Annotated in this window: 12 protein-coding genes; 5 read left to right on the top strand and 7 right to left on the bottom strand. The window is 70.9% G+C overall.

What is annotated here, in order from left to right; all coding sequences use genetic code 11:
* Positions 1 to 83 precede the first annotated feature (83 nt).
* On the bottom strand, positions 84 to 680 hold the full coding sequence (locus FBZ33_RS09725) for a hypothetical protein (protein ID WP_141908792.1): 597 nt from the start codon (positions 678 to 680) through the stop codon (positions 84 to 86).
* A 133-nt stretch (positions 681 to 813) separates the two neighbouring features.
* On the opposite strand from FBZ33_RS09725, the gene FBZ33_RS09730 reads away from it, so the two are divergent.
* Positions 814 to 2,226, top strand: coding sequence for a serine/threonine-protein kinase (locus FBZ33_RS09730; protein ID WP_141908793.1), 1,413 nt, complete (start codon positions 814 to 816; stop codon positions 2,224 to 2,226).
* Positions 2,227 to 2,280: 54 nt separating this feature from the next.
* Here FBZ33_RS09730 and FBZ33_RS09735 read toward each other — a convergent pair whose 3' ends face one another.
* The 3 genes from FBZ33_RS09735 to FBZ33_RS09745 all read right to left on the bottom strand — a co-directional run bounded on the left by FBZ33_RS09735 (position 2,281) and on the right by FBZ33_RS09745 (position 4,080).
* On the bottom strand, positions 2,281 to 2,835 hold the full coding sequence (locus FBZ33_RS09735) for a hypothetical protein (protein ID WP_255508781.1): 555 nt from the start codon (positions 2,833 to 2,835) through the stop codon (positions 2,281 to 2,283).
* Positions 2,832 to 3,371 (bottom strand): RNA polymerase sigma factor, encoded by a 540-nt coding sequence (locus tag FBZ33_RS09740; RefSeq protein WP_141908794.1) that lies wholly within the window; start codon positions 3,369 to 3,371, stop codon positions 2,832 to 2,834. The genes FBZ33_RS09735 and FBZ33_RS09740 overlap by 4 nt, the downstream gene beginning before the upstream one ends.
* Positions 3,372 to 3,459: 88 nt before the next feature.
* Positions 3,460 to 4,080: an L-threonylcarbamoyladenylate synthase gene (locus FBZ33_RS09745; protein ID WP_141908795.1), complete on the bottom strand. Its 621-nt coding sequence runs from the start codon at positions 4,078 to 4,080 to the stop codon at positions 3,460 to 3,462.
* 148 nt (positions 4,081 to 4,228) lie between these two features.
* On the opposite strand from FBZ33_RS09745, the gene dnaE reads away from it, so the two are divergent.
* A complete protein-coding gene (dnaE, locus tag FBZ33_RS09750; protein ID WP_141908796.1) occupies positions 4,229 to 7,759 on the top strand; it encodes a DNA polymerase III subunit alpha in 3,531 nt (1,176 codons plus the stop codon).
* A 52-nt stretch (positions 7,760 to 7,811) separates the two neighbouring features.
* Here dnaE and abc-f read toward each other — a convergent pair whose 3' ends face one another.
* A complete protein-coding gene (abc-f, locus tag FBZ33_RS09755) occupies positions 7,812 to 9,449 on the bottom strand; it encodes a ribosomal protection-like ABC-F family protein (protein ID WP_141908797.1) in 1,638 nt (545 codons plus the stop codon).
* A gap of 276 nt (positions 9,450 to 9,725) precedes the next feature.
* Here abc-f and FBZ33_RS09760 point away from each other — a divergent pair, with 276 nt between their 5' ends.
* Positions 9,726 to 10,118 (top strand): type II toxin-antitoxin system RelE/ParE family toxin, encoded by a 393-nt coding sequence (locus FBZ33_RS09760; protein ID WP_141908798.1) that lies wholly within the window; start codon positions 9,726 to 9,728, stop codon positions 10,116 to 10,118.
* Positions 10,118 to 10,432: a transcriptional regulator gene (locus FBZ33_RS09765; RefSeq protein ID WP_141908799.1), complete on the top strand. Its 315-nt coding sequence runs from the start codon at positions 10,118 to 10,120 to the stop codon at positions 10,430 to 10,432. Before FBZ33_RS09760 ends, FBZ33_RS09765 begins: the two co-directional genes overlap by 1 nt.
* A 126-nt stretch (positions 10,433 to 10,558) precedes the next feature.
* Here the strand turns inward: FBZ33_RS09765 and FBZ33_RS09770 are convergent, their stop codons facing one another.
* Both FBZ33_RS09770 and FBZ33_RS09775 read right to left on the bottom strand, forming a co-directional pair.
* Positions 10,559 to 11,254 (bottom strand): response regulator, encoded by a 696-nt coding sequence (locus FBZ33_RS09770; protein WP_099852182.1) that lies wholly within the window; start codon positions 11,252 to 11,254, stop codon positions 10,559 to 10,561.
* Positions 11,251 to 12,837, bottom strand: coding sequence for a sensor histidine kinase (locus FBZ33_RS09775; RefSeq protein WP_141908800.1), 1,587 nt, complete (start codon positions 12,835 to 12,837; stop codon positions 11,251 to 11,253). The genes FBZ33_RS09770 and FBZ33_RS09775 overlap by 4 nt, the downstream gene beginning before the upstream one ends.
* Positions 12,838 to 12,937: 100 nt before the next feature.
* On the opposite strand from FBZ33_RS09775, the gene FBZ33_RS09780 reads away from it, so the two are divergent.
* The gene (locus FBZ33_RS09780; RefSeq protein ID WP_141908801.1) at positions 12,938 to 14,329 is read left to right on the top strand and encodes a cation:dicarboxylate symporter family transporter; all 1,392 of its coding nucleotides are present in this window, start codon (positions 12,938 to 12,940) and stop codon (positions 14,327 to 14,329) included.
* The last annotated feature ends 23 nt before the right edge of the window (positions 14,330 to 14,352 follow it).

Here is a 14,352-nt window from a genome sequence, read left to right on the forward strand (position 1 = left end):
CACAGATGCACTGGACGGGTGGCCGTGCCGGGCAGCACGAGGGGCGCCCGGCACGGGCCGGACGCCCCGAGATCTGACACGGATCAGCAGGTCGAGCCCTGCCGGAAGTTCCGCTCGACGAAGCTGGCCGGGCCGACCTGGAAGTAGCCCACGCCCGGCCGGATCGGATGCCCGGTGAACAGCTCGACCCGCGAGCCGACCCGTACGAGGTAAGCCTCGGCGTCCCCGGCGTCGTTGCGGATCAGCGAACCCCGCCGGCCGTAGATGTCCTCCAACTCGTCGAAGGACATGCCGACCATCGCGCCGGCGGGGGATCGTGGCGGCGCGGTGGCCGTACCGACCTCCACCAGCCGGCCGTCGCGGAAGGCCAGGATGAGCACCCCGGCCCAGGAACCGGTCACGCCGGCGTGCACCACCCCGCCACAGGCCGTCGCCGTCCAGCCAATGCGCCCGGCCGCGGTGAGCGCCGCCAGGTCGGCGCCGATCCGGTACGCCCCGGCGCCGCCGACGCCGAGCACCTGCGGGTGGCTGTGCCCGGCCGCGGCGAGTGGTCCGTGCGTCGAGGCCGGCGCGGTGCCGCCCGACACCGGAGCCGCCGAGGCCGGACCGGCGCCGACCAGCGGGACGAGTGTGCCGAGCGCCAGCGCGGCGGTGGTGAGGAGGATCGAGGGTCGGTTCATCATGCGCTCCTTCGGTGATGGGTCTCTGCCCTGTTAGTCACCGCGCCCAGCCCAACGGTTCGTCGGCTTTCCGACCAGCCCGGTCTACTGTGCAGAGAGACGCCGACCGACCGTGCTGGCCGGGGGTGACGCGGTGACGGCTCCGCAACGGATCGGGCCCTACTCCATCGAGCGGCTGCTGGGCGTCGGATCGTTCGCGACCGTCTGGCTGGGCTACGACCCGCTGCTCGACGGGTACGTGGCGATCAAGGTGCTGGCCGAGAACTGGAGCCACGACCTGCGGGTCCGGGAACGCTTCCGAGACGAGGCCCGGCTGCTGCGCCGGCTGGAGCACGAGCGGTTGGTTCGGGTGCACGCCGTCGGTGAGCTGCCCGACGGACGGCCGTACGCCGTGCTGGCCTGGGCGAACGGGGGCAGCCTCCGGGACCGGCTGGCTCTCGCTGAGATTTCCGTGCCTGCGGCGCTGCGCCTGCTCGGCGAGATCTGCGCGGGCGTGAGCGTGCTGCACCGCCACGGCGTCGTGCACCGCGACCTCACCCCCGGCAACATCCTGTTCCACTCCACTCCGGCGCCCTCCGGCGCGGAATCCACCGGGTCGCCCTCCGGCGTCGAGTCCACCGGTGCGACCTCCCGCGCCGAGCGGGTGCTGATCGCCGACCTGGGTCTCGCCAAGGCGCTCGCCGCCGCCTCCGGCCTCACCGCCCGGGCCGGTACCCCCGGCTACATGGCGCCGGAGCAGGACGACCCGGGCGCGGTGATCGACACCCGTGCCGACGTGTACGGGCTCGGACGGCTCGGGATCCGCCTGCTCGCCGCCGCCCCCGGGCCCGACCCGCCCAGGTCGGCCGGCGCCCTTCGACTGCGCGACGGCGTGCCGGCGCGGGTGGCGGCGGTGCTCCTCCGGGCCACCGCTCACCGGCCCGCCGACCGCTATCCCGACGCCGCCGCGCTGCACACCGCGCTCGACCGGGCCGTCGATCCCGTTCGGCAGTCGTCGCCGGCGGGTCGTCGCCCGTACCGGATGCTGCTGGCCGGGGCGGCCGTCGCGGCCGTCGCCGTCGTGGGCGCCGAGCCGGGCGGCACCGGGGCCGAACGCGACACCTACACCGCCGGACCGCTCACCGTGACATTGCCGGACGGCTGGTCGGCCACCGGGGCGACCTGGGCCGGTCAGTACGACGCCGACGGCCAAGCGGAACCAGCGCTGGTGATGTCGCCGCAGCCCCGCCGCTGGGCCGCCGACCCCGGGCTGCCCGGCGCGTTCGTCGGCGTCTCCGTCAGCACGGCGGCGCGCACCACGCCCGCCGGGTTCCTGGCCGAGCGCACACACGGGGACTGCACGTCCGCGCCGGTGCGCACCACCCGCCAGGCGGGCGTCGAGTGGACCGTGGTGGCGTACCGCTGCGACCGGGACCGGCCGCGGATCGTCGAGTCGGCCGGCCTGCATCCCGCCCGCGGCGCTCTGGTGTACGTGCAGGTCGTGCCACCACTGGACGGCGGACCCGACTTCGTCGACGGGCTGCTCGCCGGCGTGCGGGTGCGCTGAACGGCGCTCCGTGGCGACCGGCGACCATGCGCCGGCCGGTCAGATCGCGGCGGGCTAGCGGACCACCACGGTGATGATGTGCTCCCGGTCCTGCTGGGGGATCGTGACGTCGACGGTGCCGGGGCGGACGAACCGGATGTCCACCACGCCGGCCTCGTAGTGCTGCGAGACCAGCTCCGGGCGGTCGACGGTGACCAGGCCCGGGCCGATGCCCTGGATCCGCAGCACCGCGCCGGTGGCGAAGCAGAGGGACCGCAGCAGTTCGAGCTCGGTCTCGGCCAGCGGCAGGTCGTAGCGCACGGCGCCCTGGCAGCTCGTGGTCGGCCCGGTCGACGTGGCGGCCGGGCGGTGCGGCGTACCCCTGGCGGTGGTCGGCGCGGGCGGTGCCGCGATCGGACGCCCGCTGGTCGGCGGCGGTCGGGACGGAGATGCTGTGGGCGCCGGGATCGCCGAGGGGGTCGGCGACGGTCGGGACTCGGCGGGTGGTTGCACCGGCAGCGGCGCGACCGCGTCGGTGCCGCCGCAGGCCGCGACCGCCACGGCGGCCACGAGGACGATGCCACCGGCGAGGAGCCGGCGGATCCAGGGGAGTCGCCCGGCGGTGCTCACTCGGAGCCGAGTCGTTGCCGGACCTGCCGCCGGGCCAGGTGCAGCCGGGACTTCACGGTGCCCACCGGCACGTCGAGCAGCGCCGCGATCTCGGGATAACTCAGCCCGAGGACGTCGCGCAGGGCAACCACCTCGGCGAGGTCGGGGCGGACCGCGTCGAAGGCGTCGAGCAGGTCGAGGCGGGTGCCCGCGACCACGCTGGTCCGTCGTGGGTCGGCCTGCTCGGGCACGGGTACGCCGCCGGCCTCCAACCGCCAGCGGCGGCGCAGCGTGCGGTACGTCGAGCGGGCCCGGTTGGCGGTCAGCCGGTGCAGCCAGGTGCGGAACGAGGAGCGCCCCTCGAACCGGGTGATCCCGTTGGCCAGCGCCAGCAGGGTGTCCTGGCAGGCCTCCTCGGCGTCCTCCCGGTTGGGCAGGAAGCGTGCGCACAGCCGCAGCACCTCGGGGCGCACCGCGAGCAGCAGGGCGTCCAGGGCCGCCGGGTCGCCGTGCCCGGCGGACCGGGCCAGCGCGTCGATGTCGTCCGCGTCGGGCATGCCGGGTGTCCAATGCTCGCCGGTGCCGATCCCCGAGCGTACGACCGGTGCGGCCGCCGCGACCCGGTACGGTCCGGCACCCGACGCGTTACTCGAAGCGGGACACGTCGCCGGCACCCCGGCGCAGGATCTCCGGCTCGGGGCCGGACAGGTCGATCACGGTCGTCGGCTCCTTGCCGCAGTCGCCGGCGTCGAGCACCGCGTCGAGCTGGTGGTCGAGCCGTTCCTTGATCTCCCACCCCTGGGTCATCGGCTCGTCGTCGCCGGGCAGGACCAGGGTGCTCGACACCAGTGGCTCGGCCAGCTCGGCCAGCAGCGCCTGGGTGACGGTGTGCCGGGGTACGCGCACCCCGACGGTGCGCTTCTTCGGGTGCAACATCCGACGGGGCACCTCCTTGGTGGCCGGCAGGATGAAGGTGTAGCTGCCCGGGGTGGACGCCTTCACCAGCCGGAAGACCGCGTTGCTGATCCGGACGAACTGGCCGAGCTGCGCGAAGTCCCGGCAGACCAGCGTGAAGTGGTGCCGGTCGTCGAGGTGGCGGACCTGGCGGATCCGGTCCAGCCCGTCCTGGTTGCCCAGCTGGATGCCCAGGGCATAGCAGGAGTCCGTGGGGTAGGCGACCAGCCCACCACGGCGGATCAGGTCGGCGACCTGGCCGATGATCCGGGGCTGGGGGTTCTCCGGGTGCACGTCGTAGTACCTCGCCATCCTGAAGAGCCTAGGCGCACTCGCGGGCGAGCAGGAGACGAGGGCCACGACCGTCGGCGCGGACGGTGGAGCCGCCGAGATCACCTCGGTAGGGTAGGTCCCGGTCGGCTCCGACCAACAAGATCCACACCGCCGGGGGGCGCCAGGCATGGCCGATTCGTTCGCGCATCTGCACGTGCACACGGAATACTCGATGCTCGACGGAGCGGCCCGCCTCAAGGACCTGTTCGCCGAGGCCAAGCGGCTCGGCATGTCCGCCGTGGCGATCACCGACCACGGCAACATGCATGGCGCGAACGACTTCTACAACCAGGCGATGGCCGCCGGGATCACCCCGATCCTGGGCGTCGAGGCGTACGTGGCGCCGGAGTCGCGCTACCACAAGGCGCGGGTCAAGTGGGGTCGGCCGGAGCAGAAGAGCGACGACATCTCCGGTAACGGCGCGATCACCCACAAGACGATGTGGGCGAAGAACGCGCGGGGCCTGAAGAACCTGTTCACCCTCAACTCGCGCGCGTCCATGGAGGGGCACTACGTCAAGTGGCCCCGGATGGACATGGAGCTGATCGCCGAGCACGCCGAGGGGATCATGGCCACCACCGGCTGCCCGTCCGGCGCGGTGCAGACCCGGCTGCGGCTGGGCCAGTTCGACGAGGCGCTCAAGGTCGCCGCGAGCTACCAGGACATCTTCGGCAAGGAAAACTACTTCCTGGAGATCATGGATCACGGCCTCTCCATCGAGAGTCGGGTCCGCGAGGGTCTCACCGAGATCGCCCGCAAACTGGACATCCCGCCGGTGGTCACCAACGACTCCCACTACACCCACGAGGCGCAGGCCACCGCCCACGACGTGCTGCTCTGCGTGCAGACCGGCAGCAACATCGACGACCCGAACCGGTTCCGGTTCGAGGGTGGCGGTTACTTCATCAAGAGCGCCGACCAGATGCGCGCTGTGGACTCGTCGGAGCTGTGGCAGGAGGGCTGCCGCAACACCCTGCTGGTCGCCGAGAAGGTCGACCCGACCGGCATGTTCGAGTTCCACAACCTGATGCCGCGCTTCCCGGTGCCCGACGGGGAAACCGAGGAGTCCTGGTTCCGCAAGGAGACGTTCGCCGGCCTGGCCCGCCGCTACCCGAACGGCATCCCGGAGGGGCATGTCGTCCAGGCGGAGTACGAGCTGGGCGTCATCAACCAGATGGGCTTCCCGTCCTACTTCCTCGTGGTCGCCGACTTCATCCAGTGGGCGAAGAACCAGGGCATCGCTGTGGGCCCGGGTCGTGGTTCCGCCGCCGGGTCGCTCGTCGCGTACGCGCTGGGCATCACCGACCTTGACCCGATCCAGCACGGCCTGATCTTCGAGCGGTTCCTCAACCCCGAGCGGGTCTCGATGCCGGATGTCGACATCGACTTCGACGAGCGTCGGCGCGGTGAGGTGATCAAGTACGTCACCGACAAGTGGGGTGAGGACAAGGTCGCCCAGATCGCCACGTTCGGCACGATCAAGGCGAAGGCCGCGATCAAGGACTCGGCCCGGGTCCTCGGCTTCCCGTACGCGGTCGGCGACCGGATCACCAAGGCCATGCCACCGGCGGTGATGGGCAAGGACATCCCGCTCACCGGCATCTTCGACAACAAGCACCCCCGCTACGCCGAGGCGGGTGAGATCCGCGGCCTGTACGACTCCGACCCGGACGTCCGCAAGGTGATCGACACGGCCAAGGGCATCGAGGGGCTGATCCGGCAGACCGGAGTGCACGCCGCCGGCGTCATCATGTCCGCCGAGCCGATCATCGAGCACATCCCGCTGACGCGCCGCGACGCCGACGGGGCGATCATCACTCAGTTCGACTACCCGACCTGCGAGTCGCTCGGGCTGCTGAAGATGGACTTCCTCGGCCTGCGCAACCTGACGATCATCGACGACGCGGTCAAGAACATCGAGCTGAACCACGGTCGGAAGCTCGACCTGCTGGGCCTGCCGCTGGACGACAAGGCCGCGTACGAGCTGCTGGCCCGCGGTGACACCCTGGGCGTGTTCCAGCTCGACGGTGGGCCGATGCGGTCCCTGCTGCGGCTGATGAAGCCGGACAACTTCGAGGACATCTCCGCCGTCCTGGCCCTGTACCGACCCGGTCCGATGGGCGTCGACTCGCACACCAACTACGCACTGCGCAAGAACAAGCTCCAGGAGATCACGCCGATCCACCCTGAGCTGGAAGAACCGCTGCGGGAGATCCTGGAGCCCACCCACGGCCTGATCGTCTACCAGGAGCAGGTGCAGCGCGCCGCGCAGATCCTCGCCGGCTACACCCTCGGCCAGGCGGACCTGCTGCGCCGGGCCATGGGTAAGAAGAAGAAGGAGATCCTCGACAAGGAGTTCATCCCGTTCCGGGACGGCTGCCGCGAGCGCGGCTACTCCGACGAGGCGATCCAGGCGGTGTGGGACGTCCTGGTGCCCTTCGCCGGCTACGCCTTCAACAAGGCGCACTCCGCCGCGTACGGCCTGGTCTCCTACTGGACCGCGTACCTGAAGGCGCACTACCCGGCCGAGTACATGGCCGGGCTGCTGACCAGCGTCGGCGACGACAAGGACAAGATGGCGCTCTACCTGGCCGAGTGTCGCCGGATGCGCATCCAGGTGCTGCCGCCGGACGTGAACACCTCGGCCGGGCCGTTCACCCCGGTCGGCAAGGACATCCGCTTCGGTCTGGCCGCCGTGCGCAACGTCGGCGCGAACGTCGTCGCCTCGATCATGCGGTGCCGGGAGGAGAAGGGCGACTACGCCGACTTCTACGACTTCCTGTCCAAGGTGGACGCGGTGGTCTGCAACAAGAAGACCATCGAATCCTTGATCAAGGCTGGTGCGTTCGACTCGCTGGACCACCCCCGCAAGGGTCTGCTCGCGGTGCACGCGGACGCCATCGACGCGTACGCCGATGTCAAGCGCAAGGAGGCGGTCGGCCAGTACGACCTGTTCGGCGCCGGCTTCGGAGACGCCGACACCGGCAGCACGACGGTGATGCCCGTCATTGGCGACAGCGAATGGGACAAGCGTGACAAGCTGGCCTTCGAGCGCGAGATGCTCGGCCTGTACGTCTCCGACCACCCACTGTTCGGCCTGGAGCACATCCTCAACGCGGCAGCCGACACCACCATCGCCTCCCTGGCCGAGGACGGCGCGGTGCCCGACGGGGCGGTGGTCACCCTCGCCGGCATCCTGTCCGGGGTGCAGCGCCGGGTCACCAAGCAGGGCCGTGCCTGGGCCTCGGCCACCCTGGAGGACCTGGCCGGTGGGGTCGAGACGCTGTTCTTCCCCAACACCTACGAGGTGATCGGGCAGTACATCGCCGAGGACGCCATCGTGGTCGTCAAGGGCCGGGTGGACCGCCGCGACGACACCCCACGGATCATGGCGATGGACATGTCCATGCCGGACGTCAGCACCAGCGCCACCAACAAGCCGGTCACCCTCACCATCCCGGTGCACCGCTGCACACCGCCGCTGGTGGAGAAACTCAAGGAAACCCTGGTGCTGCACCCCGGCGACACCGAGGTGCACGTCAAGCTCCAGAACGGCGGGCGCACCACCACCCTGCGGCTGGGCCCGTTCCGGGTGGCGGCGACGACCGCGCTGATGGGTGACCTGAAGAGCGTCCTCGGCCCGGCCAACGTGAGCTGACCGCGCCGCGGCCCAGCCGGCGCACACCGGCCGGGCCGCGGACGGCCGACGGTCAGCCCCGCTCGGGGGCGCTGATCTCCCGTAGTTGGCCGTCGGCCAACCGCAACCAGCGCTGCACGCCGATCTCGGCGAGGAACCGTTCGTCGTGGCTGACCACCACGAACGCCCCCTGGTACGCGGACAGCGCGCTCTCCAACTGGGCGACGCTGACGAGGTCCAGGTTGTTGGTCGGCTCGTCGAGCAGCAGCAGTTGCGGCGCCGGCTCGGCGCAGAGCACACACGCGAGGGTCGCGCGCAGCCGCTCACCGCCGGAGAGCACCCCGACGGGCAGGTTCACCCGGGAGCCCCGGAACAGGAACCGGGCGAGCAGGTTCATCCGCTGCGCGTCCGGCAGGCTCGGCGCGTACGCGGCGAAGTTCTCCGCCACCGTGCGGTCGAGGTCCAGCAGGTCCAGCCGCTGCGACAGGTACGCGATCCGCCCGTCGCCGCGTTTCAGCTCGCCGCCTGCCGGTTCCAGGTCGCCGTTGACGAGGCGCAGCATTGTCGACTTGCCGACCCCATTCGCCCCGGTGAGCGCGATCCGCTCCGGCCCCCGGATCACCAGGTCGGCGCCGTCGCCGCCGAACAGTTCCCGGTCGTCGAAGCGGGCCCGCATCCCCTGGCCGGAGAAGACCGTGCGCCCGCCGGGGACGGTGGTGTCCGGCAGGTCCACGGTGATCCGGTCCTCGTCGCGGACCGCCCGGCCGGCCTCGTCGAGGCGCGCCTGGGCCGAACCGACCCGGTTGGAGTGGGTTTCCTGCGCCCGGCCCGCCGACTCCTGCGCACTGCGCTTCAGCCCACCGGCCACGATCCGCGCCAGGCCGGCGTTCTTGAGGTTCTTCGAGGCGTTGCTGGCCCGCCGGTCGGCCCGCTCCCGGGCCTGCTGCATCTCCCGCTTCTCCCGTTTGACCTCCTGCTCGGCGTTGCGCAGGTTGCTCTCGGCCACCTCCCGCGCCGCCTGCACCGCCTCGGTGTACGCGGTGAAGTTGCCCCCGTACCAGCGGATTTCCCCGCGGTCCAGCTCGGCGATGCGGTCCATCCGGTCCAGCAGTTCCCGGTCGTGGCTGACCAGCAGCAGGCAGCCGGACCAGTCGGTGAGCACGTCGTAGAGCTTGTGCCGAGACTCCAGGTCCAGGTTGTTGGTCGGCTCGTCGAGCAGCAGCACGTCCGGGCGGCGCAGCAGTTGCGCCGCCAGACCGAGGGAGACCACCTGGCCACCGCTGAGGGTGTGCAGCCGCCGGTCGAGTGACAGCTCTCCGAGGCCGAGCCGGTCCAGCTCGGCGCGGGTGCGTTCCTCGATGTCCCAGTCGTCGCCGATCGTGGCGAAGTGCGCCTCGCTGGCGTCGCCGGCCTCGATGGCGTGCAGGGCCGCGATCCGCTCGGCGACGCCGAGGACCTGCGCCACGGTCAGGTCGCCGACCAGCGGCAGGGTCTGCGGGAGGTAGCCGAGCAGGCCGTCGACGGTGACACTGCCACCGCTGGGCCGCAGCTCCCCGGCGAGCAGCCGCAGCAGGGTGCTCTTGCCGGCGCCGTTGGGCGCGACCAGGCCGGTGCGCCCGCCCGGGACGGTGAAGGACAGCTCCGAGAAGACCGGAGTGTCGTCCGGCCAGGAGAAGGACAGGTTCGAGCAGACGATGAACGCATCAGACATGCGAGTGACCTCAAAGGGTGGGGTGGGCGCGCCTAGGTCGCCCGACGACAACGGGAACCGGTGGAACGACGGCATGGCCTCGGCGGCTGCGCCTACGCGCGCCGAACCGATGGCCGAACACATCCGGTCTCACCCGGAGATGTCGTCGTCACCCGCCATGTCTGGTCTCCCTGGTCGTGCCACCAACCCAACTCGGCCAAGTCTAACAACGGATCTTCACCCCGCCACCGCAATAGGGTGCAGCGCTCGGTGTATAGTTCAGGCTATAGTTGGTCCATGTCTCATGAGCCGCCACGTCGCTGGGCGATCAGGACGACAACGGATGTCCGCGACTGGCTGCGATCCCTGCGTCAGGCCGACCCCGCGACGTACCGGTCGGTCAACGTGGCGATCGACATGCTCGCGGAGACCGGTCCGGGCCTGGGGCGTCCGCTGGTTGACACCCTCAGGGGTTCGACCATCAGCAACCTCAAGGAACTGCGACCGAGATCTGGAAGGGACGTCGCCGTTCGCGTGCTGTTCGTCTTCGATCCTTGGTCTCAGGCCGTGCTGCTGGTGGCCGGTAACAAGGCAGGCGACTGGAATCGATGGTATGAGAAAGCGATCCCGGTCGCTGAAATCGCGTACGAGGGCTGGCTTGCCTTCGAGAGGAAACGGAGGGACGGCTGATGAGCGACTTCCATGACTGGAACGACATCCGGGCTGAGTTGCACGACGGGGACGATGAAGCGCTCGACGGAGAACGTGCCCGTACCGAGGCGTGGATCAGCGCTTTCCATCTTGCCGAAGAGCGGAAGCGGCTGGGCCTGACCCAACGGCAGGTGGCCGAGTTGATGGGTGTCACGCCCGGCCGGGTCAGCCAGATCGAGAACGGCGATCTGGAGGCCAACGAGGTCGCGACGTTGAGCCGCTATGCACGGGCGCTCGGCGCCCGGATGCGGATCATCTTCGACTACGGCGATGACCTCCGTCAGATCGCCTGACAGCGCGTCTCGCGTGCTGCTGGCGACAGCAGACGTCGATCATGGAGTTGTGGTGGGAGCAATGCCCCCTGATGCTCCATATGCGAGGCACCACAACTTCATGATCGACGCTGGAAGCGGGGTCGCTCAGCGGGGTCGGTATTCGACTTCGGGGCGGCCGGGGGTGCCGTAGCGGGGGCTGCGGGCCGCCCGGTCGACGGTCACCAGATATTCCAGGTAGCGGCGGGCGGTCACCCGGGAGATGCCGGTCAGCCCGCTCACCTCGGTCGCGGACAGCCCCGCCTGGGCGCCGGTCCCGTCGGTGAGGGCGGCGCGTACCCGATTGAGGGTCTGCGCGTCGAGCCCCTTGGGCAGGCTGTGTCCGGCGGTGCCGCGCAGGGTGGCGAACATCCGGTCCACGTCGTGCTGGGCGGCCACCTCGCCGTCGGCGAGGGCCTGCGCGCGGTAGTCCGCGTACCGCTCCAGCTTGTCGCGGAACGCGGCGAACGTGAACGGTTTGAGCAGGTAGTGGGTCACCCCCAGGGATACCGCGGTGCGCACCACCGCCAGGTCCCGTGCGGAGGTCACCGCGAGCACGTCGACGCTGCTGCCGGCCGCGCGCAGCGCCCGGCAGACGTCCAGGCCGTGCAGGTCGGGCAGCCGAAAATCCAGGAGTACGAGGTCGACGTCGCCGCCGTCGTTGGCGCGCAGGGCAGCCATCGCCGCCCGCGCGGTGTGCGCAACGCCGACCACCACGAACCCGGGAACCCGCTCGGTGTACGCGGAATGCGCCTCGGCGAGCAGCGGCTCGTCCTCGACGACCAGCACCCGGATGTCGGTCACGACCGCTCACCTCCATTGGGCAGGCGGACGGTGAACAGGCTGCCGCCGTCGTCCGAGCGAGTCACCTCGGCGCTGCCGCCGTGCCGGCGGACCACCTGCCCGACCAGCGCCAGACCGAGGCCGCGGCCGGTGCTCTTGGTGGACCAGCCACGCCGGAACGCGTCGGCCACCCGCTCCGGGGCCAGCCCGGGGCCGCTGTCCGCGACCCGGATGACCAGCTCCTCGTCGACGGCGCCGACGAAGACCCGCACCCGGCGTGGCGCCGGCGTGCCGGCCACCGCCTCCAGGGCGTTGTCGACCAGGTTGCCGACCACGGTGAGCAGGTCGCCGCTCGGCAGTGGGCTGTCGTCGAGGCGGCAGTCCGGCTCGATGACCAGGTCCACCCCGCGTTCGCCGGCCCGCGCGGACTTGCCCAGCAGCAGCGCGGCCAACGCGGGCTCGGTCACGGCGCCGACCACCCGGTCGGTGAGCTGCTGGGCGAGGGCCAGGTCCCGGGTGCCGAGCCGGACGGCCTCGTCGGCGCGTCCCAACTCGACCAGGGTCAGCACGGTGTGCAGCCGGTTGGCCGACTCGTGGGTCTGCGCCTGCAACGCCTCGGTCAGCGCGCGCACCGAGTCCAGCTCGCTGGCCAGCGTGCGCAGCTCGGTCTGGTCGCGCAGGGTCAGCACGGTGCCGAGCACCGCGCCCTCGAAGCGGGTGGTCCGCTGGTTGGCCACGAGCACCCGGTCGCCGGCGACGATCGGCTCGTCGCGGGCGTCGCGCCCGGAGCCGAGCAACTCGGCCGCCGCTGGCGGCAGGTCGATCCCGGCGACCGGTTGGTCGATCACCGGCGTGTCCGCGTCGAGCCCCAGCAGTCGGCGGCCCTCGTCGTTTACCAGTGCCACCCGCCGGTCGGTGGTCAGCACGACGAGACCTTCGCGGACGGAGTGCAGGACCGCGTCGTAGTACTCGTACATGCGGGTCATCTGCGCCGGCCCCAGGCCGTGTGTCTGGCGGCGAAGTCGGCGGCTGAGCAGCCAGGAGCCGGTCGCGGCGAGCGCCAGGGCCGGCGCGGCGACACCGAACAGCACCGGCAACTGGCCGAGCAGCTTGCGGTTGATGGCGCGGGTGGTGATGCCCACCGAGACCAGACCGACGATGCGCCGCTGCTCGTCGTACACCGGAACCACCGCGCGCACCGACTCGCCGAGCGTCCCGACGTTCGTGGTGGTGAACGCGCGGCCCGCCAGGGCGGGGCCGATGTCGCCGACGAACGGCTCGCCGATCCGCTCCCGGGTGGGGTGCGAGAAACGGGTGCGATCGGGGGCCATCACCACCACGAAGTCGGTGCCCGTCGCCTCCCGGGTCGCTTCGGCGTACGGCTGGAGGATGCTGGCCGGGTCGACGGTCGCGAGGGCCGCGCGGACGTCGGGGGAGCCGGCCACGGTCTGCGCCACCGCGAGCACCTCCTCCTGCGCGGCCTGGCGGGAGTCGCTGCGGGCCAGCCAGACGGCGCCCGCCGCGCCGGCCAGCACGAGCAGCGTCACCACCACCGCCTGGAGGGCGAAGAGTTGCGCCGCGATGCTCCACTGGCGTCGGGCCACCTCCACCACCTCCTCATTGCGCCGCTGCCGTTGTCTCCTCAGCGGTGAACAGAATGACCGCAAGGCTGTCAACGGGTGAGACACGCTTCACATTGTCGACATGGACACCACCGCATCCACCACCTCACCGGCGCCCCCGGCCCGCCGGGACCGTACCCGTTACCTGTACATCGCTGTCATCGTGGCCGTGCTCGCCGGCATCGTGGTTGGCCTGGTGGCCCCCGATTTCGGCAAGGAACTCAAGCCGATCGGCACCGGCTTCGTCAACCTGATCAAGATGATGATCAGCCCGGTCATCTTCTGCACCATCGTGCTCGGTGTCGGGTCCGTCCGGCAGGCCGCGAAGGTCGGCAAGGTCGGCGGCCTCGCCCTCGGCTACTTCCTCACCATGTCGACGGTGGCGCTCGCCATCGGCTTGGTCGTCGGCAACCTCATCCACCCCGGCTCCGGCCTGAACCTGGGCTCGGACCTCGCGGGCGCGGGCAAGGCCGCCGCCGGTGACGAAGCCGCCAGTACGACGGAGTTCCTGCTCGGGATCATCCCGACCACGATGCTGTCCGCGCTCACCGAGGGCGAGGTCCTCCAGACACTGCTGGTGGCCCTGCTGGTCGGTTTCGCCGTCCAGGCCATGGGCCGGCGCGGCGAGCCCGTGCTCGGCGCGATCGCCGTCATCCAGCGCGTCGTCTTCAAGGTCCTCGCCATGATCATGTGGCTGGCGCCGGTCGGTGCGTTCGGTGCCATGGCCGCCGTGGTCGGCGCGACCGGGGTGGACGCGCTCAAGAGTCTCGCCCAGATCATGCTGGGCTTCTACGCGACCTGTCTGATCTTCGTGCTGGTGTTCCTCGGCGCGCTGCTCTGGTTCGTGGCCCGGATCTCGATCTTCTCGCTGCTGCGTTACCTCGGCCGGGAGTTCCTGCTGATCCTGTCGACCTCGTCGTCGGAGTCGGCCCTGCCGCGGCTGATCGCGAAGATGGAGCACTTCGGGGTGAGCAAGCCGGTCGTCGGCATCACGGTGCCGACCGGGTACTCGTTCAACCTGGACGGCACGGCGATCTACCTGACGATGGCGTCGCTGTTCATCGCCGAGGCAATGGGCAACCCGCTCTCCATCGGCGAGCAGGTGTCGCTGCTGCTGTTCATGATCATCGCGTCGAAGGGTGCGGCGGGCGTGACCGGCGCGGGCATCGCGACGCTGGCCGGTGGGCTCCAGTCGCACCGACCGGACCTCGTCGACGGTGTCGGGCTGATCGTGGGCATCGACCGGTTCATGTCAGAGGCCCGCGCGCTGACCAACTTCGCGGGCAACGCCGTGGCGACCGTGCTGGTCGGAACCTGGACCGGCGAGTTCGACCGGGACCGGGCGGTCGGGGTGCTCAGGGGCGACGACCCGTTCGACGAGGCCACGATGCTCGACGAGCACGACGACGCCGACGAGACGGCCGCTGCGCGTTCCGACGAACAGAAGCCCGCGACGGCGGGAGCGCCAGCCTGAGTCACGGCGTGGACATCCCCCGG

It is taken from the genome of Micromonospora sp. A202 (genome assembly GCF_006715105.1).
Taxonomy (GTDB): domain Bacteria; phylum Actinomycetota; class Actinomycetes; order Mycobacteriales; family Micromonosporaceae; genus Micromonospora; species Micromonospora zamorensis.

Bases quoted from the DNA above. Each gene is read 5' to 3' on its own strand.
- FBZ33_RS09725 (WP_141908792.1), bottom strand. From the start codon at position 680: ATGAACCGACCCTCGATCCTCCTCACCACCGCCGCGCTGGCGCTCGGC.
- FBZ33_RS09740 (WP_141908794.1), bottom strand. From the start codon at position 3,371: ATGCCCGACGCGGACGACATCGACGCGCTGGCCCGGTCCGCCGGGCAC.
- FBZ33_RS09745 (WP_141908795.1), bottom strand. From the start codon at position 4,080: ATGGCGAGGTACTACGACGTGCACCCGGAGAACCCCCAGCCCCGGATC.
- dnaE (WP_141908796.1), top strand. From the start codon at position 4,229: ATGGCCGATTCGTTCGCGCATCTGCACGTGCACACGGAATACTCGATG.
- abc-f (WP_141908797.1), bottom strand. From the start codon at position 9,449: ATGTCTGATGCGTTCATCGTCTGCTCGAACCTGTCCTTCTCCTGGCCG.
- FBZ33_RS09760 (WP_141908798.1), top strand. From the start codon at position 9,726: ATGTCTCATGAGCCGCCACGTCGCTGGGCGATCAGGACGACAACGGAT.
- FBZ33_RS09765 (WP_141908799.1), top strand. From the start codon at position 10,118: ATGAGCGACTTCCATGACTGGAACGACATCCGGGCTGAGTTGCACGAC.
- FBZ33_RS09780 (WP_141908801.1), top strand. From the start codon at position 12,938: ATGGACACCACCGCATCCACCACCTCACCGGCGCCCCCGGCCCGCCGG.